Origin of the sequence: Microcoleus sp. CAWBG27, assembly GCF_020883145.1 — a bacterium.
In the GTDB taxonomy this organism is placed as follows: Bacteria; Cyanobacteriota; Cyanobacteriia; order Cyanobacteriales; family Microcoleaceae; genus Microcoleus.
On sequence record NZ_JAHREU010000016.1, the window covers coordinates 41590 to 61022 of the forward strand.

Genomic DNA, 19433 nt, shown 5'->3' on the forward strand with positions numbered 1-19433 from the left:
TCTTATGCGGACTAAAGTCCGCACTACAAACCGTTTTTGTTATACTAATTTACCGGACATGATATAAGATTAAATTGGGAGTATCTCAGTTTTAATTTTATAGTGCTGTCCCCGCTCGCGATCGCGACTCGCGATCGAGGACAGCACTGTATAATTCCGATGTCACCGGCAAGAATATAACTAATGACCAATGACTTCTGACCAATGACCAATGACCAATGACCAATGACCAAAAAGTTAAGTTTAAAACAAAGATCCCTCGAAATTCTAATTCGCCTCAAACGGCTGTATCCAGAAGCCCCTTGCACTCTCAACTACGAAACTCCCGTGCAGTTGATGGTGGCGACGATTCTGGCGGCTCAGTGTACGGATGAGCGCGTAAATCTGGTAACGCCGGCTTTGTTTGAGCGTTTCCCGGATGCGGAGGCTTTGGCAAATGCTGATTTGGATGAATTGGAGCGTCTGGTGCGATCGACTGGTTTCTACCGGAATAAGTCTAAAAATATTAAAGCTGCTTGTTGGGCGATCGTCAACAAATTCAACAATCAAGTGCCGCAGCAAATGGAACTGCTGCTAGAATTGCCAGGAGTTGCCCGCAAAACCGCTAATGTCGTCCTCGCCCACGCTTTTGATATTCATCAAGGCGTGACGGTAGACACTCACGTCAAGCGTTTGAGTCAGCGGTTGGGATTGACTGAAAACGCCGATCCAATTCGGATCGAGCGGGATTTGATGCTATTGTTGCCGCAGCCGGATTGGGAAAATTGGTCAATTCGGTTGGTGTATCACGGCCGAGCAGTTTGTAATGCGAGAAAGCCGATTTGCCATATTTGCGAACTTGCAGATTTATGTCCTTCTGCTAATAGTTAGATGTTTTATTAATTTCAGGGACAGGCAAGATGCCTGTCCCACAAAATAACAGAAATGATTGTGAAATAGTCATCTTGCCAGTTGCAAAAAAAGCTTAAATAATTGTGGAACAGGCATCTTGCCAGTTGCAAAAAAAGCTTAAATAATTGTGGAACAGGCATCTTGCCAGTTGCAAAAATCTTGTCAACAAAAAAAGTAATTAAAATAAAAATGATCTAAAACAACCAAAATATAGTAAAATAGTAGATTGTGATTTATCTAAGGATATCAACAGATTATGGCCAAAAAGAGCATGGTCGAGCGCGAGAAAAAGCGCCAAGCACTTGTAGACAAGTACGCTGACAAGCGCGAAGACCTGAAAGAGCAGTTCGACCAAGCAGCGAACCAGATGGACAAAATGGCGATTCACCGCCAACTGCAACAGCTACCCCGCGGCAGTTCGCGGACTCGCTTGCGGAACCGCTGCTGGGCTACTGGTCGCCCCAGAGGTTACTACCGCGATTTCGGACTGTCTCGCAACATGATGCGAGAAATGGCTCACGAAGGTCTTTTGCCCGGTGTTGTGAAGTCTAGCTGGTAGAAGTCAGTTGACAGTTGACAGTTGACAGTTGACAGTTAATATTTGTTAGTTGTCATTAGTCTGAAGGAAGAAGGAAAAAGGAAGAAAGAAGAAGGAAAAAAAACTTATAAATAATCTGCAAGATTATGTTTGGGGTTTATTTTTGTTTCAGATTTCAGCTCAAACTTCCTTCTTGCTTTGTCCTTCTTGCTTCTTCCTACTTCTTCCTTTAGACATCCGTTACTTGCATCCGTTGCGGAACCTTCTTGCTTCATTGGCCGCAGCATTTATCGATACCGAGACTTTCGAGTAATAAATCGCTGACGGCATTGGCGATCGCAAATTCGCCGTAAAAGCTTTTAGAAAAATCATAGGCCTGCATTTCGGTGACGATCGCAATTACGAGGCTGCCCAAATCGTTTTCGCCTTCCATGCGCTGGCGGAGGTAGATTTGGGCGGCTCTTTTAGCTATTTGCTGGTTGGCTGCTTCTGGGATAAACTCGGAGTCTAGCCATGCCAGCAGCGTTTCTTGGAGCCATTGGCCTTCTTGCTCGGGGTTTTGGGCCGGCGGCAAGGTAATAGGTTGGATGGTTTCAGACATGATTATTCCTAATTCCTAATGTTGACTTTGAAAAGTTAGCGACCAAATGACAAGCGATAAATTTATGCAATATGATATAGCGTCAATTATACAGGGATACGCGCAAGGCTTCTTCTTGATGGCGAATGATGGTGAGGACAGTCTGGGGTGGTATTCGAGCCGCCAGCGGGCGCTGATACCCCTGGATGAGAGATTTACCTATCCGCGATCGCTCCGCCGGGCCTTGAATCAAAATCGGTTTTCGGTGGCTGTGAACCGCGATTTTGGGGCGGTGGTTGAGGGTTGTGCCGATCGAGAAACAACTTGGATTTCTAAGGAGCTCAAGCAGATTTACTGGGGTTTGTATGAAGCTGGTTGGGCGTACAGCTTCGAGACTTGGTGCGGCGACGAATTGGCGGGCGGTATTTTGGGATTGTCTATAGGTGGCGCATTTATCGGGGAATCGATGTTTTACCAGATTCCCGAGGGTTCCAAGGTGGCGATGGTGAAGTTGGTGGAGAGATTGCGCGATCGATCTTATCTACTTTTCGACGCTCAAATGAACAATCCGCACCTCGAAAGATTCGGAGCTTATACTGTTAAAGAGAAACAATATAATGCTATTTTGCAGGCAGCTTTGAAGCGCAAGTGTTCGCTGGTGTAAGTATTGTATCCTTGGGAGACGGAACAAAACAAGTCTCGCAAACAAGCAGCAGCTAAAATCACCTACGCCTTAATTGGAGTGGGAATAAACATCTATCGAGAGGGGAAGAAAGAGAGAGGGGGAGAGGGAGAAATTAGCGATCCTTTCCAAAAATTAATACCACTCTACCTTTCTCATCCACCATTTTCCATTGCCCGTTGCACTTTCTCAACTTGCTTAGGTGCTTCCATTTCACTGAATAGTTGAATTGCCTCCTGAAAATTAGTTTGACTTTTCTGGGTATTACCCATCTTTTGGTCAGTTAAAGCACGCTGATAGTAAGCTTCAGCTAAGTCACATTTAGCACCGATTTTTTCCAGGATTTCTATTGCTTCTGAATGATGTGAAAGTGCTGTCTCAAAATCTCTTTTTTCTCGATAAAGCTCTGCTAGACCAGTGAAAGCTTTAGCCTTAACCTGAGTATAGTGACTCTCTTCAGCATAGGCGAGTGCTCTGTTGTACATTGCAAAAGATTTTTGAGTATCCCCTAGGTTTTTATATGTTAAACCCAGAAACAATGGGGCATATCCTGTACTCCATGAATTCAACTTTGCTGTAAATAGGTGACTGTAAGCGTTTTTAGCTAAATTAGAAGATTTTTCTAAAGAGCCTAAGCATGAATTCAAAAATGCAAGGTAAGACCAGATGTCTACTAAAGCATCATCTATATAACCTTTTTCAATCTCACTAGCAGTAGGATGAGCGTTTTTAGACAATATTTGAACTTTCTCAAAAAGCTCAATAGCTTCTTTAAGTTGCCAAAGCTCTAAATAGCATAAAGCTTTATTAAACAAACTATGTCGTGTCAATTTTTTTAGCTCAAATTTTATACGATCGCTACCAATAAAATTTTCTAAGGATTGATGGGCGACTATTTCTGATTTTTCGTGAGAGGCGATTGCTTGTCGTATATTGCCAGTCAACCAATATAAATCACCTAATATGTTATGAAGTAGGCTTAAAACATAGCTGGGCTTAATATGACTAATTATCAAATTAATTGAATAAATCATTTCTTGTAATAAGCCTAGTCTGTAAAATGAGCGCCCCAAAGGCTCTGTATCTTCCCATTTATTAGCTCTGTGGTTAATAATTACATTTGCCGCTGAAATAAAGTTTTTAATTTCTATATAGTGATAGTAAGCTTCAAAAGCTTTCAGTGCATTTTCCAGAGTTTCAACAGCCTTAACACTCTCTGTCCAAAACTCTGCTGCTATATGGTTTGCAGTCTGCCAATCTTCACTTGCTCTCAACCGGGCGATCGCTTCTTCCCGAATCATCGGATGCAGCCAGTATTCTATTTTTTGAGACTCTACTAAAGAGCGATTTCGCAAAGATTCAATAATGCGTCTGCGCCGTACTTCTTCAACATCCCACAGTAAACACAACAATCCCTCAGTCGGGACATTCGGCACATCCTGATAGCGATAGCATCCCAAACGACAGAGAAGTTGATAGGCTTGACAATCAATTTCTTGCAAACGATTAAATTGATTGGTAACTAAATTTTTTAAGTCTGGTTTCACCAAGAGCTCGACGCTATTTTCCCGCCAATAAGCCGCCATATCTCCATCAAAATCCTGTCCGATTGCACCGCATAAAATCTCCATTGCTTTGGCATTACCTCCATAAGCATTGTGCATCGCCTTGAGAGTGGGAGTATGTATATTGACATTGCGATTGCTAAAAAAATGTTGCCATGCTTGCTTATCTAATCCGGGTAAAGGATAATGCTTTACATTCACACCATCGTCACATAAGCGATCGCGACTCGTAATCAACGTCACCGACTGCACCGTCGAATCACCTAAAATTCGCAACAGTTCGACATAACGGCGATGGGGTTCAATAAACCTGCCTTGTTTATCCAGTGCTGGTTCTAAGTTATCAATTAATACTCCAACTTTACGAGTCTGGAGTTGTCGTTTTAGCCGCCCCAGCATCACCCCAAATTCCCGCCCTGGTTCTTCTTTAAAATCTCGCTTGAGCCATTCTTCAACTACACTTTCAACTGGGGTTATGCTCTCCTTTTCCTTTGCCATTTGGATATCTATAACCAAATCAAACCTTTGAGATTTGAGATATTCCGACGCCAAGGTGGTTTTACCGACACCTCCAGCAGCTTGGATGACGATGATTTTGGCTCGGTCGATCAAGGTGTTGAGGTCTGCGAGCGCTGTTTTGCGCCCTACAAAATCGGCAGAAGAAGGTTTTTGTGCAGGGCATGGCTCTTGCCTGCTCTTTTCTGTGGCTGTTTCCGTTACTTTTACCCGCTCAGGGATATCGCCCATCTTTACCAAATCTGGTCTGTATTGCTTGAACAACTCAATCAACTCAGGACGTATTGAGCGCTCGCCCGGTCGAGGTGTGAGCCGAAATACTTTGCAGATATTCTCAATATGTTTTCTGACAGTTCCTTCTACAATCTGTAGAGTTTGTGCGATCGCTAGATCTTCTTGCCCAGCTAATACCAGCAATAAAACCTCCTGCTGCCTATCTGTTAGTTTCTTAAATCTTTCGGTGAACTGCTGTTGGCTCATAATTCTCAGCACATCGCAAGGCTTCTACACAGGTTTATACACAGCCAAGTCTTGTGAATCATTATACACAAGTCTTGTTCTGTGTATGTGTGTACTGCTTTGATAAAAACAGTTCAGAGCAAATTCACGAAATTTTGTTGGAGGTTTTTAGTATGGCTAGTATTTATGGAGACAACTCGAATAACACCCTGTCTGGCACTGGTTTCAACGACGACATACATGGTGGAGGTGGGAACGACTTACTGTCTGGCTATGGTGGCAATGACAGTCTATATGGAGACAATGGCAACGATAATTTACTAGGTGGGCTTGGTAACGACTATCTCAATGGCGGTGCTGGAAACGATATCCTTGATGGTTTTTTGTACAGTGCCAATGGCAATGGTGAAGTCGATCGTTTACGAGGTGATTCTGGCTGGGACACTTTTGTAATTGGTGATTCGTACGGAAAAGGCTACCTCGGTAATAGCTGGGCAGTCATTGAAGACTTTAACTGGCGAGAAGATTACATCAAAGTCCAAGGAAGTCTATCTCAATATGATTTCAGAAGTGGAAGTGCTTATGGCTATTCATCTAATGATACGGCGATTGTTTTGAAGAACAATCCCAATGAAGTCTTAGCTATTGCACTCAACGTATCAACAGCCAACGGCTCTATTCAGTTATCTACACGAGATTTCTTACCGACTTAAACTACCCTGTTTAGAGCTGTGAATACTCTCTTTATCACACCCTGCTCAACTCGTTAAACAGCCCAGCCTCTCGGCTGGGTTGAGGGGAAAAGTCCAAGTTTAACGACAAACACAATATTAGAGCGCCAATGAGCGATCGCCCTTATTTGCGATCGCCCTTTCTTCCTTAACCTCAACCTCATCAACCTGTAAGCTTTCACCCCGCCGCCAAAACTCATCCAGCAACTGAAAAAAATACTCAAATCCCTCTTTTTCGTCCACTGAATAAAGCATGATAATTTTGGCCCAACAATTCACGGACTGTACCTGAAATCGTTTCTGCAACCAGGTCTGAAACTCCCCGTAAAATTCATTTTCTTGTGTTGTTGGCTCAATTCCCAATTCCCGCCTCGCCGTTTTATAGCCCGCCAAAAACACAAACAAATCGCTAACCGAAGCTTTTCCAAAATACATCCCCGGTCTAGCTTTAACCTTTTCTAAGATATCTAATAACCCACTCATATTTACCTCTAACTTTAGCTAATTATTCCATTTTACAATTTTTCTATTTCTTCCACAACAAATTGGTCGCTCGGAGAGTGAAAATCCTTAATCCACTCTTCCCTTAACATTCCATTTGTTGAGAAATTATCAAACACTAGACCTCGGACTTCAACCCCGTAATGTTTGCCGTTGACTGTAATCGACTCTGTAACTCCCTGACGTTCTAGACGTTCGCTGATGATATAATCCTCATCTTGATACTTGGTTCTCAGTCTCAGAATCTTTCCCTGAACCCCTTGTTGTTCTAGCCATTCCATAACAGCAGCAGCACAGCGATCGCACTCAAGAATTTTAAATTGACTGACTATATTTCCAATCTCTTGATAAATCTCTAAATTTGACAAGTAGCTCATCTTTTTATTAAGAGCTTAGATAAATATACAAAACTCTAGCATAAAATAGACAGACACATAAGAAACCGGGTTTTTTGCGGTTTTGCCGATCGTAACGCGTCTTCTTAGAAAAAACCTGGTTTCTGACCACCCCTGCGTAACTCTGATTCTTTTCAGGGTCAATGGGAGATTTTGCCGATCGCCCCCAACTCAAAATCTATATACTACAATATATAATACAGATATTAGAGCCAAAATCCTTGGGGGTGCAAAAGAATCCTAATCGCGGCCCCATGAATGTGCAAAAATACTGAAGCCAACTTTATTAAACTCTGCACGGAGCAATTGCTGTGGACTCCAGATACAACCCCCAATCCATAGAAGAAAAATGGCAACAGACATGGGCTGAGCAAAACTTAGACCAAATGCCAGAAGATACCGAAAAGCCTAAATTTTATGCCTTATCCATGTTCCCCTACCCGTCGGGAAGCCTGCACATGGGGCACGTCCGCAACTACACAATCATCGATGTAATTGCCAGACTCAAGCGGATGCAAGGCTATCGCGTACTCAATCCCATGGGATGGGACGCTTTTGGTTTGCCGGCAGAAAATGCGGCTATCGAACGCGGAGTTCCCCCCGCACAATGGACTTATCAAAATATTTCCCAGATGAAAGGCTTATTTCGCCGCCTGGGTATTTCTTTCGACTGGACAAAAGAAGTTACAACCTGTTCTCCCGATTATTATCGGTGGACTCAGTGGCTGTTTTTGCAATTTTTAGAAGCAGGATTAGCATATCAGAAAGAAGCGGCAGTTAACTGGGACCCGATCGACCAAACTGTCTTAGCCAACGAACAAGTAGACAACGAGGGTCGTTCCTGGCGTTCCGGTGCCAAAGTCGAGCGCAAATTATTGCGGCAGTGGTTCCTCAAAATTACCGATTACGCCGAACAGTTATTAAACGACTTAGATAAATTGCCAGATTGGCCCGAAAGAGTCAAATTAATGCAAGCCAATTGGATTGGTAAATCTGTCGGCGCTTACTTAGAATTTCCCATTGTCGGCATGGATGAAAAAGTCGCCGTTTTTACCACCCGTCCCGATACAATTTATGGCGTGAGTTATGTTGTTTTAGCACCGGAACATCCATTAACTCAGCGCGTGACCACGGCAGATCAAAAAGCCGCTGTTGATACCTTCATCAAAGAAGTTGCATTGCAAAGCGAAATGGATCGCACGGCTGATGACAAACCGAAGCGCGGTATCCCCACAGGTGGCAAAGTAATCAACCCTTTCAACGATGAAGAAATCCCGATTTGGATTGCGGATTACGTGCTGTACGAATACGGCACCGGCGCAGTCATGGGAGTACCCGCCCACGACACGCGAGATTTCAAGTTTGCCAAGCAATATGAACTACCTATTAAAGTAGTAATTGTGGATGATGATGAACTTCCGCTGACGGAAGCTTACACGGAACCAGGAATTATGATTAATTCCGAAAGCTTCAACGGGATGGATTCAGTTAAAGGCAAAGCTGCAATTATTCAAGCTGCGGTAAATTCAGGTTGTGGCAAGGCACGCGTGCAATATCGCTTGAGAGATTGGCTAATTTCTAGACAGCGTTATTGGGGCGCTCCGATTCCAGTAATTCACTGTCCTAAATGCGGAACAGTGCCTGTCCCACAATCGGATTTACCCGTATTGTTGCCGGAAAATGTACAATTTACTGGCAAAGGTTCGCCGTTAGCAAAGATGCCGGAATGGGTAAACGTTCCTTGTCCGAGTTGCGGCACTCCGGCGCAGCGCGAAACGGATACGATGGATACTTTTATGGATTCATCGTGGTATTTTTTGCGCTATCCCGATGCTCAAAATCAAGAGCAAGTCTTTGATTCGGCGAAAACGAATGATTGGATGCCTGTTGACCAATATGTCGGCGGTATCGAGCACGCAATCCTGCATTTGCTGTATTCTCGCTTCTTTACTAAGGTTTTGCGCGATCGGGGTTTAATCAATTGCGATGAACCATTTAAGCGCTTGTTAACTCAAGGCATGGTGCAAGCCAAAGCCTACAAAAATCCTGTAACTGGCAAATATGTTGCCGCATCAGATGTAGACTCGGAAAATCCTAAAGATCCGCAAACTGGGGAAGCTTTGGAAGTCTTCTATGAGAAGATGTCCAAATCTAAATATAACGGTGTTGACCCCTTGGAAGTTATGGGGAAATATGGGGTTGATACGGCGCGGATGTTTATTTTATTCAAAGCACCCCCGGAGAAGGATTTGGAGTGGGATGACGCTGATGTGGAAGGGCAATTTCGCTTTTTAAATCGCGTTTGGCGCGTGGTGACAGAGTTTGCTGCCCCCCCCCCAGCCCCCCCTTGCCAAGGGGGGGAGAAAGATAATTTCTCGCCAGCCAGGGCGGGCATCGGGGCACCACCCCTACAAGGGGGGGAGAAAGATAATTTGAGAAAAATAGAGAAGGATTTGCGGCGGGCTATTCACACTGCAATTAAGGAAGTTCGAGAAGATTTGGAGGGCGAGTATCAGTTTAATACTGCTGTTTCCGAAATGATGAAGTTGAACAATGCGCTGGCTGATGCTAAATGTAAGGATTCGCCCGTTTATGCAGAGGGAATTAATACTTTGATTTTGCTGTTAGCGCCTTTTTCGCCGCACATTGCTGATGAATTGTGGCATTTGATTGGCAACAGCGAATCTGTACACTTGCAAACTTGGCCTGTTGCAGATCCATCTGCTTTAGTTACTGATGAAATTACGCTGGTAATTCAAGTTATGGGTAAGACGCGCGGCACTATTCAAGTGCCTTCTGGTGCTGATAAAGCTGCTTTGGAAAATTACGCCCGCGAGTCTGATTTGGCGAAGCGCCACCTGGAGGGTAAGGAGATTAAAAAGGTGATTGTGGTTCCTGGAAAGTTGGTTAATTTCGTTGTAGCTGGATAAGGATGAGAAACCCGGTTTCTTGCGATAAACCGGGTGCATTAAATAGTTCGTAGTGAGGACTTTAGTCCTTCTTGCGCCGTTCGTAGTGAGGACTTTAGTCCTTCTTGCGCCGTTCGTAGTGAGGACTTTAGTCCTTCTTGCGCGCGGACTGAAGTCCTCACTACGAACCGATATTGGGGTGCTTTAAGGGAGATAATAGTTGTTTTTAATACTGTTAAATCACCGATCGCTAATTGTACCGCCATGGGCAAATTACCAAAGAAATACAGATATTTGCATAAATGGATATTATTTTTGGTTAAATTTTGGTCGATCGCCTACATCGTCTGTTGCATAATCTTGTTTATCCTGCAAACTCGTCTCATTTTTAGTCCCACACGCGCGATCGCCAAAACACCCGATGCTTTCAACATCCCCTACGAAGACGTTTGGTTGCCAGTTAACGGGCGATCGCCCAAAACGGACAAAACAGACAAGATTCACGGTTGGTGGCTGCCAACCGCCAATCCACAGCCGCTAGGAACCCTATTGTACCTGCACGGCAAGGGTTTTAACATCGGTACGAATATCAATCAATCTTACCAGTTTCGGCAATTGGGTTTTTCCGTATTGCTGATCGATTATCGCGGATACGGGCGCAGTCAAGGCAGTTTTCCCAGCGAAGCTCGGGTGTATGAAGATGCGGAAACAGCTTATAATTATTTAGTCAAACAGCGGCAATTGTCGCCTAGCGAAATCTTTTTGTACGGTCATTCACTCGGAGGTGCTGTTGCTATAGAATTAGCAGTTGCACACCCTAAAGTGGCGGGCTTAATTGTTCAAAGTTCGTTCACTTCCATGCTGGATATGGTACAACGCCAAAGTTTGATGCGGCTGTTTCCGGTGCGGCTGCTGCTGACGCAAAAGTTTGATTCTTTGAATAAAGTTAAGTTGCTCAAAATTCCGGTTTTGTTCGCCCACGGAAGTGCTGATCCTTTGATTCCGGCGGCGATGAGTGAAAAGTTGTATGCTGCTGCTGGTGAACCTAAGCAAATTTTGCTGGTTCCTAATGCTAAGCATAATAATGGAGATGCTTTTTTTAACAGCAGCGAATACCGCAAAACTATTGTTGATTTTGCCGAAAAATCTAAAATTAAGATGAATAAATAGGTTCGTAGTAAGGACTTTAGTCCTCTCTGCTTTGATGCGGACAGCGAATACCGCAAAACTATTGTTGACTTTGCCAAAAAATCTAAAATTAAGATGAATAAATAGGTTCGTAGTAAGGACTTTAGTCCTCTCTGCTTTGATGCGGACAGCGAATACCGCAAAACTATTGTTGACTTTGCCGAAAAATCTAAAATTAAGATGAATAAATAGGTTCGTAGTAAGGACTTTAGTCCTCTCTGCTTTGATGCGGACAGCGAATACCATAAAACTATTGTTGACTTTGCCGAAAAATCTAAAATTAAGATGAATAAATAGGTTCGTAGTAAGGACTTTAGTCCTCTCTGCTTTGATGCGGACTAAAGTCCTCACTACGAACCTGCGAGTCCTCTCTCATTTGATGCGGACTAAAGTCCTCACTACGAACCTGCGAGTCCTCTCTCATTTGATGCGGACTAAAGTCCTCACTACGAACCTGAATTTGATGCGGACTAAAGTCCTCACTACGAACCTGATAATATTATTTCTATTTTATCTCCAACTTGTAGTTGCAAAACGGATTGAGCGCTGCCGCCGTTAACGGCAATTTCTAGCCAACCGTCAGAACCAATTATGGCTATTAAATCACCTGGCTTGCTATCGCTGTAGGTCTTACCGCTGGCTATGTGAATTGTATCAGAACTATTGCTAATTATGGCTGACCAATTGTTACCTATAATGGAATTATTGGGGATATTGGTAATTAGATTGCCGAAGCGATCGACATATTGAACGCAACCTACCGCACCTGTGGCTGTAACGGCGAAATTTGGTATCTCTAGCTGCACTAAACTTGCAGGGTGTACCGCCCTTCCCAACTCTTCCAGCGGCACTCCATTCGCCAAATGAGCGCCCGCTGCTGCAAAAATATCGCGACCGTGAAACGTGCTGCTGGGCTCCGGTGTACGCCAATATTGCGGATTGGTGAGCTCCACAGATGCGATCCTCTTCGAGGGCTTCGCTAACGCACTTTCGCGACTCAACACGCCACTAAACAGCCCGTTATCCGGCCCGACAAGGAAGCAACTAGCACATTGAATGGCGATCGCGCGTCTCTTGCTACCCACTCCCGGATCGACGACAGCAACGTGTACCGTTTCCGCTGGAAAATAAGCAAAAGCAGTCATCAAACAAAACCTGGCCGCCGCAATATTTTGGGAGGGTATTTGGTGCGTAATGTCAATTACTTTTAACTGCGGGTTGATTTGGGCGATCGTACCTTTCATCACTCCCACATAAACATCGCTCAATCCAAAATCCGTCAGCAGAGTTATAATTCTATTTTTAGACATATAAGTAGTTGACAGTTAACAGTTGACAGTTCACAGTTAGATAGTACAAGAATAAAACCGTTTATAAAGTTGGTATATATCCAGAGGTAAAAGTATGGGTTCGCAATGGGAAAACTTTCTGCAAAACTTAGGAGAATGGCAAGGTTCCTTCACTCAGCTATCAACGCGGGGAGAGGTACTTAAAGATACTCCCAGCATTATCTCTCTAGAAGGACTCAACGATAACAAAACTGTGCGGTTAAAACTGCGGCGTTTCTCCCCAAATCCCAGCGGTGGCGAACCAGAAGTCAGCGAACTTGTTCGAGAATATCAGAGTTTGGGACGAGATATCCTGTTTTTTGAGAATGGAAATTTTTGTCAGGGAACTATTCAACTATCCCCTTATTCTGAATCTGGTGCCGAGTTTGGTTTTATCTACAATTATCGCCGGTTGCGCTTTGTTCAACTCTACAATACCGACGGCAATTTATCCCAACTTACCTTAATTCGGGAAAAGCAGCTAGATAAAAATATCCCCGAACGTCCGCCTTTAACTGTTGGCGATTTGCTGGGACAATGGGAGGGCGAGGCCGTGACGATTTATCCAGACTGGCGTTCACCCGATCGCTATTCTACCAAACTGCAATTGGATTTGCAAAATGGCGATCGCATAGTACAGAAAATCATTTTTGGCAGCAATCCTAATGTTATCAGTTCTAGCGGCAGCATAGATGGTTCTGCGATTAATTTTAACGAAGGTGCAACGCCCGTGCAAGTTTTGCTGCTTCCCGATGGAGGTTCTTGCACTTGTCCGGTGAAAATTGAATCCAGAAAACCTATATTTTTTGAGGCCGGTTGGTTGGTAGAACCTGACTTGCGATTTCGGATGATTCGCAGTTACAATGACAAGGGTGAATGGGTAAGTTTGACTTTAGTTACTGAACGCAAAATTAGTCATTAGTCAACTCGTACCACTAAACTACGTTTGTAGTGAGGACTTTAGTCCGCATCTTTAATCAGAGGACTAAAGTCCTCACTACAAACCTTTTTGATTATTTTATTGTGAACAAAAGCGAAGGTTATTCGCCGACCTTTGTTTCTTGAGTTTGCGATTGAATCACCGCACTCCAATCATCATCATTATTAACCACAGCTTCCAGATGCTTGTGTCCTTCCCCATCACTTTTAGCTGCTGTTTCCAACTCTTTGCTAAGAGTAGAATCTGCCATTGCTTTCCGCAATTTTAGCTTCTTTTCCTCATAGGCTTGTTGCTCCGCAGCCGACATTGCCGATCGCGCTGCTTGACCTACCGTACTCGCCCACATCTCGCTCTGGGCGCCGTTTCCAGGCGGAATACTGCCGATTTCTGCAATCCAAGCATCCCGCAAACTTTCCATTTCTTCCCGTTTTGGGAATTTAAAAGTTTGCACCCGCACAAAAGCACAATTTTCCGCGCCGTTTTGGGCAATGTGACCGTTGATTGAAAGCAGAATGTTTCGCGAATAACCTACATATTGAGTGTTGCCAGAACAGTCCGTAACAGCGTAAACACCGGCAACTTTCGCATTACTTGCTAGAGCGCGCCAAGTATCCATCGACATTACTTGCGTACCGTCATTTTCTAATTCAGAAATAGCAGTAGATGCGCTGTGTTCTGAGTCTGAACTGTATAAAAAGTTGTGCAGTCCTTCATGGGCGACAGGTACATTTTGATGTTCAATTGCTACGTCTCGATCGGCATTCACTTGATTGGCTTCCATAAAACTCAATTTCTCACAAAGGGGTAATTTTACTAATTAAATCTGTCGTATTATAAGCTACTCTGCATTCAAATTGTATATCAAGAAATCATCAAAGTCTTGTGGGGCGATACTCAGAGCATCACCCCAAATATGCAACTTAAATGCGTAACAGCTTATCAGTGGAGTTTCTAACTTGCTGCAATTTGTTGCAATTCTTCATCAGTCAATTTAACTTCGATCGCCTTTACAGAGTCCTCAATGCTCGATAATTTTGTGGCGCCGGGAATCGGAACGACACAGGGCGATTTTGCCATCAACCAAGCTAATACTATACAGTAAACTGAAACGTTTTTTTCGGCAGCTAATTTGGCGATCGCAGGCATATCTTGCAAGCTAGTGGCCCGACGGCTTCCCCCCAAAGGACTCCAGGGAAAAAATGTCAGTTTTTCGGCTTCGCAATATTCCAGTACGCCGTCGGATTCCGGCTGTCTGTGCCACGGATTGTACTGATTCTGCACCGAGACAATTTCTACTGTATCGCGGGCGCGTTTGATCTGCTCTACAGAAAAGTTGGAAACTCCGATAAATCGAACCATTCCTGCTTCTACTGCTTCTTTTGCGGGTGCTAGGGCTGCTTCGATTGTATAGGCTGGATCGGGCGAGTGGTACTGCCAAAGGTCGATCGGCTTTTGACCGCCCAAAGCGTCAAAACTTTCGCGGATTGTCTGCCGTAAATGGTGGGGATTACCGTTGCGCGTCCAGGCACCTTGAGGGCGCATTAAGCCACCTTTCGTTGCCACAGTAACGGCCCGAATATCTCCCGTATACTCTTGCAAAGCTTTGGCAATCAACTGCTCGTTGTGATGTTTGTCAGATTCATCTTGGCAATAAGAATCTGCGGTGTCAATCAGACTAACGCCCAAATCGAGGGCACGGTGAATTACTTCAATTGCTTGCGCTTCTGGCGGCCGGCCGCTTAACGACATCGGCATACCACCCAGACCGATCGCACTGATATTAAAATTACTGTTGCCCAGTTTTTTTCTTTTCATTCGTTGGCCCTCGTTTGTGTGGTTGATTGAGAGTTTAGATTTTAAGGATATGTAGAAATTTTACTGTTTTTTTTAGAATATAACTAGATAGGGAAAAAAAATATTTATCCGTCGGCTGTACTGCATTCAAAATGTAGATTTTCATGTATAATTCCCGACTGGTCAAACCTTCTCTCGTTTTTTACCAAAAATAATTGGTTTGAAGCCGAAACCGCGATCGGAAGAAATCAAAAAAAGACGATTCATTACTCAAATCCTTTTCCTTCTTTCTCAAATGCTGTCAGCCGTCAACTGTCAACTGTCAACCGTCAACTGTCAACTGTCAACTGTCAACCGTCAACTGTCAACTGTCAACTGTCAACTGTCAACTGTCAACTGTCAACTGTCAACTGTCAACTGTCAACTGTCAACTGTCAACTATCAACTGTCAACTGAATGAATTAACTCGAAGCGCTGGTGTAAAAGCGGAGTGCAAATTGCCAGAAGTACCGGGAGAAAAATAAAAGCCCGATCGCCAAAATTCCCGCCCCTGCGATCCAAACCATGTCACCTCTGCCCAGCATGGCTTCTGCCGGCACAGTAGTCAAGAAGGCAACGGGAACTACAAAGGTAAAGAAAAATCGATAAGCTGCGGGATAAGCTGCCATCGGAAATCTACCCGCTTCTAACAATCCTCTCAGGACTTCGGTAACATTGTAAATCTTGACAAACCAAATGCTGGTTGCACCTAACATAAACCAGATACTGTAAAGAGTAATTGTTCCGAATAACAGCGGTATTGCTGTTAAAAAATAGTTACCTATTCCTACTCCCAATTTATTAGCAGCATACAGCAGCAATACAGTGCCGAAGATTAAATCCGGGATTCCCCAAGGAGAAACAGTGTTTGCAGATAGCCAGAATTGCGAACTGATGGGTTTGAGGAGGACAAAATCGAGAGTACCTTGCTGGACTCGATCGACAATACGGCTGAGGTTGGGCGCCAGAAAAGTTGACGAAAACCCCTGCAAAACCGTAAAAATGCCGAGTACAACTAAAGCTTCTTCCCACGAATAGCCAGAAAAGCTGTAGCCAGTACGGTAAAACAGCGACAGGCCAAACCAACTACCAGCAAGGTTTCCGAGGCTGCTGAGGGTTGCGAGGACAAAGTTGATCCGGTATTCGAGCTCCGCTGCGATCGCTGCACCCCAGAACAATTTCAGTACGTGCAAATATCGTCCCATGTTTATCGCCATTTTTTGCCGTTGAAATACTTAAATTCCTTCATATTTTAAAGGTTGTGTGAAGTTAAATGCTTTATGGCCCACACACTTCATTATAACTTTAAGTTATTGGTACTGCATATTTAAGTAATTTCACTGAGAATAATTATTAAGTTATTTAACAAATCTTCAGTAAAATTTACAATTTATTAATTTAAGTCAATTTCAGGCTGATACTTTCTGCCACTTATTAAGCAGAATTCATCTTTAAACACAAATAATCACTTGATACATTTGAAATACTAATATGTTACAATGCTTCATATTATAAATTTTTTAAAATCATCTACCTATATCCAAAAGAGACGATTAGGATGGTGCATACGTATTCAAAAGTACGTACTCAAAAGAAATAGGTAACGAGGAATACGTAACCATACTTACCAAGCTCGATTTCATAACATTGACTTAAGTAACAACACCTAAGGAAACAAAAACATGGATGCTTTAACTTTATCCAGACTGGGCGTCAAACACACCAAGAGTGCAGTAGCCGAATCGCTGCGGATCAATACAGGGGTAGACATGACAACCCCAGTTACTTTTTACGGGATTGTCAACGAGCACTGCAACGTGAAATGCCGTCAATGCGAGTATTGGCGCCTCAAAGAATATAAAGACGAAATGACCATCGAAGATTGGCAAAATGCCCTGTTGAGTGTCAAAGAATTTATCGGCGAATTTTCCATCAACTTTAGCGGTGGCGAACCTTATATTAAGAAAGGTTTTCTAGACTTGCTGACATTTGCCAACAAAAATGGCATCCACGCCGGTGTCACCACAAACGGCTACTGCATGACTCGGGAAAATGCAGCGAAAACTGTAGCGGCGCGTCCTTTTAATGTGAATATGTCCGTTGACGGGCCGAACGCAGAATTGCACGATTATTTGCGCGGTCAACCCGGATTGTTTGACAGACTTTCCAAAGGAATCGGTTATCTGCGGGAAGAACAAGAAAAACAAAACGTCCTGTTTCCAATCAACGTCAAACCAACTATCAATCGGCTCAACTTCCGCCACCTAGAGGAAATTGTAACGTGGGCGAAAGGAATTGGAGCCACGACGGTGAACTTCCAACCAGTCAACCGCTGGACACCAGAAACCTATTCGGAATTGTGGGTAGAAGAAGAAGACAGGGAAGAATTTTCACAGGTAATTGAGCGCTTAATAGATATGAAGAAAAACGGCGCACCAATTATGAACAGCGATGAAGTATTGCGTTTGATGGTTCCTCACTTCCAGGAACAAAAAGCTCCTGATTCGACTCGGCCTTGTCGTGTTGGACTCCGCAATTACTGGATTGATACGCGCGGCGATGTAAAATTGTGCGATGAATATCCGGTGATTGGGAATGTGAAAGAAGCCAGTGCTCGCGAGATTTGGTACGGCGAAAAAGCTCAGGAAGTCCGCCGCGATACTTTGAATTGTGGCAAGTTGTGTCTGATTACTTGTGTGTCGCAAAAGACGATTTTTGACAAGGTGAAAATGGGCATGAAGTTATTGAAGAATTGAGGTTTGAGAGTGTTAAAATTGCTGGTGTTCATGGTAGCCGGGTTTTGGTAAAAACCCGGTTTTTTGTTTGATGAATTGTATTGAGGTTTGTAGTAAGGACTTTAGTCCTCAATTTTTTAAAGAGTTATAGTTGTAGTGTGTGTGACCGCGAAAAATCCTGATACATACCAGGGACTATGAATTGTCACGCACCCTTTTCTACCATTTTTACATAGTTTTCTGAGATTGGGTAAGTTTAATTCTCTCGCTGCGTGGCGAGAAACCGGGTTTCTGGGACAATTTTCGGTGGAGTACGAGAAATAAGGGAAGAAACCTGGTTTCTGGGATTTGGATGCGTTGAATTCTCTCGCTGGGTGGCGAGAAACCGGGTTTCTGCGACAATTTTCGGTGAAGTACGAGAGCTCGGGGAAGAAACCCGGTTTCTGGGATTTAGGTAGTTTAATTCTCTCGTTGGGTGGCGAGAAACCGGGTTTCTGCGACAATTTTCGGTGAAATACGAGAGCTCGGGGAAGAAACCTGGTTTCTGGGATTTGGATGCGTTGAATTCTCTCGTTGGGTGGCGAGAAACCGGGTTTCTGCGACAATTTTCGGTGAAGTACGAGAGCTCGGGGAAGAAACCCGGTTTCTGGGATTTGGGTAGTTTAATTCTCTGGCTGGGTGGCGAGAAACCGGGTTTCTGCGACAATTTTTGATGGAGTACGAGAGATAAGGGAAGAAACCCGGTTTCTGGGATTTGGGTAGTTTAATTCTCTGGCTGGGTGGCGAGAAACCGGGTTTCTGCGACAATTTTCAGTGAAATACGAGAGCTCGGGGAAGAAACCCGGTTTCTGGGATTTGGGTGGTCAAAAAGAATTATATAAATGCGACTTGATTATTATTAAAAACAAGAATATCTCCCGATTAACAATCGGGAGAACATCAAAACTACTCCACAGTCCAAGGACTCAAACAAGGAGTCCAAGCACTTAATTCTTCAGGTTTAAACCAGAGACTAATTTCCTGATTTGCAGTTTCCACAGCATCAGAACCGTGAATAATATTGCGGCCAACATTCACAGCCAAATCGCCGCGAATTGTTCCCGGTTCAGAATTCAGAGGATTTGTCGCGCCAATCATTTTTCTCGCCGACGCCACAACGCCGTCCCCTTCCCACACCATCGCCACCATCGGCCCGGAAGTGATGAAGTCTACCAGTCCCGCAAAAAACGGTCTTTCTTTGTGTACGGCGTAATGCTGTTCGGCTAGTTCGCGACTCGCCGTGATTAGCTTCATCCCAACTAGGGTAAAGCCTTTGGCTTCAAAACGACCGATAATTTCGCCGACGAGTCCGCGCTGTACGCCGTCGGGCTTAATCGCTAAAAAAGTCCGTTCCAAGATTAACTCCTATTGTTTTCTTAACCGATCCAAAAGACAGAGTAGCTCACAATGCACCTAAAGGCAATTCTGGGAAGAGCAAATTGTTATTTGTAGACTTACAGGACTCACGCATTAATTAGGTATTTCTGTCACGGCCAGCTACCCCTTGCGATCGCAAAATCTGTGTGTTTAATTGCAGGATCTATTTTTCATCGGTTCTGCTTAAGTCCTGACTTAGATCGTGTCCGTCTAAATACTTACCTGG

At 43.9% G+C, this 19433-nt stretch carries 19 protein-coding genes; 10 read left to right on the plus strand and 9 right to left on the minus strand.

The features are described 5' to 3' along the window. Positions 1-225: 225 nt before the first annotated feature. Both nth and rpsN read left to right on the plus strand, forming a co-directional pair. On the plus strand, positions 226-870 hold the full coding sequence (nth, locus tag QZ938_RS11865) for an endonuclease III (protein WP_293349058.1): 645 nt from the start codon (positions 226-228) through the stop codon (positions 868-870). Positions 871-1147: 277 nt separating this feature from the next. Beyond that, complete coding sequence (gene rpsN, locus QZ938_RS11870; RefSeq protein WP_293338232.1) at positions 1148-1450, plus strand: 30S ribosomal protein S14; 303 nt, start codon at positions 1148-1150, stop codon at positions 1448-1450. Positions 1451-1700: 250 nt separating this feature from the next. Here rpsN and QZ938_RS11875 read toward each other — a convergent pair whose 3' ends face one another. Then, positions 1701-2030, minus strand: coding sequence for a hypothetical protein (locus tag QZ938_RS11875; protein WP_293142731.1), 330 nt, complete (start codon positions 2028-2030; stop codon positions 1701-1703). A 64-nt stretch (positions 2031-2094) separates the two neighbouring features. Between QZ938_RS11875 and aat the strand changes: the two genes are divergently transcribed. Beyond that, positions 2095-2673, plus strand: a complete 579-nt coding sequence (gene aat / locus QZ938_RS11880; protein ID WP_293349055.1) for a leucyl/phenylalanyl-tRNA--protein transferase — start codon at positions 2095-2097, stop codon at positions 2671-2673. A gap of 173 nt (positions 2674-2846) precedes the next feature. Here aat and QZ938_RS11885 read toward each other — a convergent pair whose 3' ends face one another. Continuing rightward, a complete protein-coding gene (locus QZ938_RS11885) occupies positions 2847-5252 on the minus strand; it encodes a tetratricopeptide repeat protein (protein ID WP_293349052.1) in 2406 nt (801 codons plus the stop codon). 152 nt (positions 5253-5404) lie between these two features. Between QZ938_RS11885 and QZ938_RS11890 the strand changes: the two genes are divergently transcribed. Then, positions 5405-5944, plus strand: coding sequence for a hypothetical protein (locus tag QZ938_RS11890; protein ID WP_293349049.1), 540 nt, complete (start codon positions 5405-5407; stop codon positions 5942-5944). 117 nt (positions 5945-6061) lie between these two features. On the opposite strand, the gene QZ938_RS11895 is transcribed toward QZ938_RS11890, so the two are convergent. Both QZ938_RS11895 and QZ938_RS11900 read right to left on the minus strand, forming a co-directional pair. Further along, positions 6062-6445 carry a hypothetical protein gene (locus QZ938_RS11895; RefSeq protein ID WP_293349046.1) on the minus strand — a complete coding sequence of 128 codons (384 nt, stop codon included), beginning with the start codon at positions 6443-6445 and terminating at the stop codon, positions 6062-6064. 32 nt (positions 6446-6477) lie between these two features. Further along, positions 6478-6840 carry a papain fold toxin domain-containing protein gene (locus QZ938_RS11900; protein ID WP_293349043.1) on the minus strand — a complete coding sequence of 121 codons (363 nt, stop codon included), beginning with the start codon at positions 6838-6840 and terminating at the stop codon, positions 6478-6480. Positions 6841-7169: 329 nt separating this feature from the next. Here QZ938_RS11900 and leuS point away from each other — a divergent pair, with 329 nt between their 5' ends. Next, entirely contained in the window at positions 7170-9788 is a 2619-nt protein-coding gene (gene leuS, locus QZ938_RS11905) for a leucine--tRNA ligase (protein ID WP_293349040.1), read from the plus strand. Between the two features lie 243 nt (positions 9789-10031). Next, on the plus strand, positions 10032-10937 hold the full coding sequence (locus QZ938_RS11910) for an alpha/beta fold hydrolase (RefSeq protein WP_293349037.1): 906 nt from the start codon (positions 10032-10034) through the stop codon (positions 10935-10937). 500 nt (positions 10938-11437) lie between these two features. Here the strand turns inward: QZ938_RS11910 and QZ938_RS11915 are convergent, their stop codons facing one another. Continuing rightward, the gene (locus QZ938_RS11915) at positions 11438-12265 is read right to left on the minus strand and encodes an SAM-dependent chlorinase/fluorinase (RefSeq protein WP_293349034.1); all 828 of its coding nucleotides are present in this window, start codon (positions 12263-12265) and stop codon (positions 11438-11440) included. Between the two features lie 94 nt (positions 12266-12359). On the opposite strand from QZ938_RS11915, the gene QZ938_RS11920 reads away from it, so the two are divergent. Beyond that, positions 12360-13205, plus strand: coding sequence for a DUF3598 family protein (locus tag QZ938_RS11920; protein ID WP_293142712.1), 846 nt, complete (start codon positions 12360-12362; stop codon positions 13203-13205). A gap of 118 nt (positions 13206-13323) precedes the next feature. Here QZ938_RS11920 and QZ938_RS11925 read toward each other — a convergent pair whose 3' ends face one another. After that, a complete protein-coding gene (locus QZ938_RS11925; protein ID WP_293142709.1) occupies positions 13324-14004 on the minus strand; it encodes a GIY-YIG nuclease family protein in 681 nt (226 codons plus the stop codon). Positions 14005-14174: 170 nt separating this feature from the next. Continuing rightward, positions 14175-15038, minus strand: coding sequence for an aldo/keto reductase (locus tag QZ938_RS11930; RefSeq protein WP_293349031.1), 864 nt, complete (start codon positions 15036-15038; stop codon positions 14175-14177). A gap of 199 nt (positions 15039-15237) precedes the next feature. On the opposite strand from QZ938_RS11930, the gene QZ938_RS11935 reads away from it, so the two are divergent. Beyond that, on the plus strand, positions 15238-15477 hold the full coding sequence (locus QZ938_RS11935; RefSeq protein ID WP_293349028.1) for a hypothetical protein: 240 nt from the start codon (positions 15238-15240) through the stop codon (positions 15475-15477). Position 15478: 1 nt separating this feature from the next. Here the strand turns inward: QZ938_RS11935 and QZ938_RS11940 are convergent, their stop codons facing one another. Continuing rightward, the gene (locus QZ938_RS11940; protein ID WP_325315485.1) at positions 15479-16273 is read right to left on the minus strand and encodes an ABC transporter permease; all 795 of its coding nucleotides are present in this window, start codon (positions 16271-16273) and stop codon (positions 15479-15481) included. Positions 16274-16738: 465 nt separating this feature from the next. Between QZ938_RS11940 and QZ938_RS11945 the strand changes: the two genes are divergently transcribed. Both QZ938_RS11945 and QZ938_RS11950 read left to right on the plus strand, forming a co-directional pair. Then, on the plus strand, positions 16739-17812 hold the full coding sequence (locus tag QZ938_RS11945) for a radical SAM protein (RefSeq protein ID WP_293142702.1): 1074 nt from the start codon (positions 16739-16741) through the stop codon (positions 17810-17812). Between the two features lie 488 nt (positions 17813-18300). Next, the gene (locus tag QZ938_RS11950) at positions 18301-18504 is read left to right on the plus strand and encodes a hypothetical protein (protein WP_293349025.1); all 204 of its coding nucleotides are present in this window, start codon (positions 18301-18303) and stop codon (positions 18502-18504) included. A 232-nt stretch (positions 18505-18736) separates the two neighbouring features. Here the strand turns inward: QZ938_RS11950 and ndk are convergent, their stop codons facing one another. Continuing rightward, positions 18737-19186, minus strand: coding sequence for a nucleoside-diphosphate kinase (ndk, locus tag QZ938_RS11955; protein WP_293142696.1), 450 nt, complete (start codon positions 19184-19186; stop codon positions 18737-18739). Positions 19187-19433 lie beyond the last annotated feature (247 nt).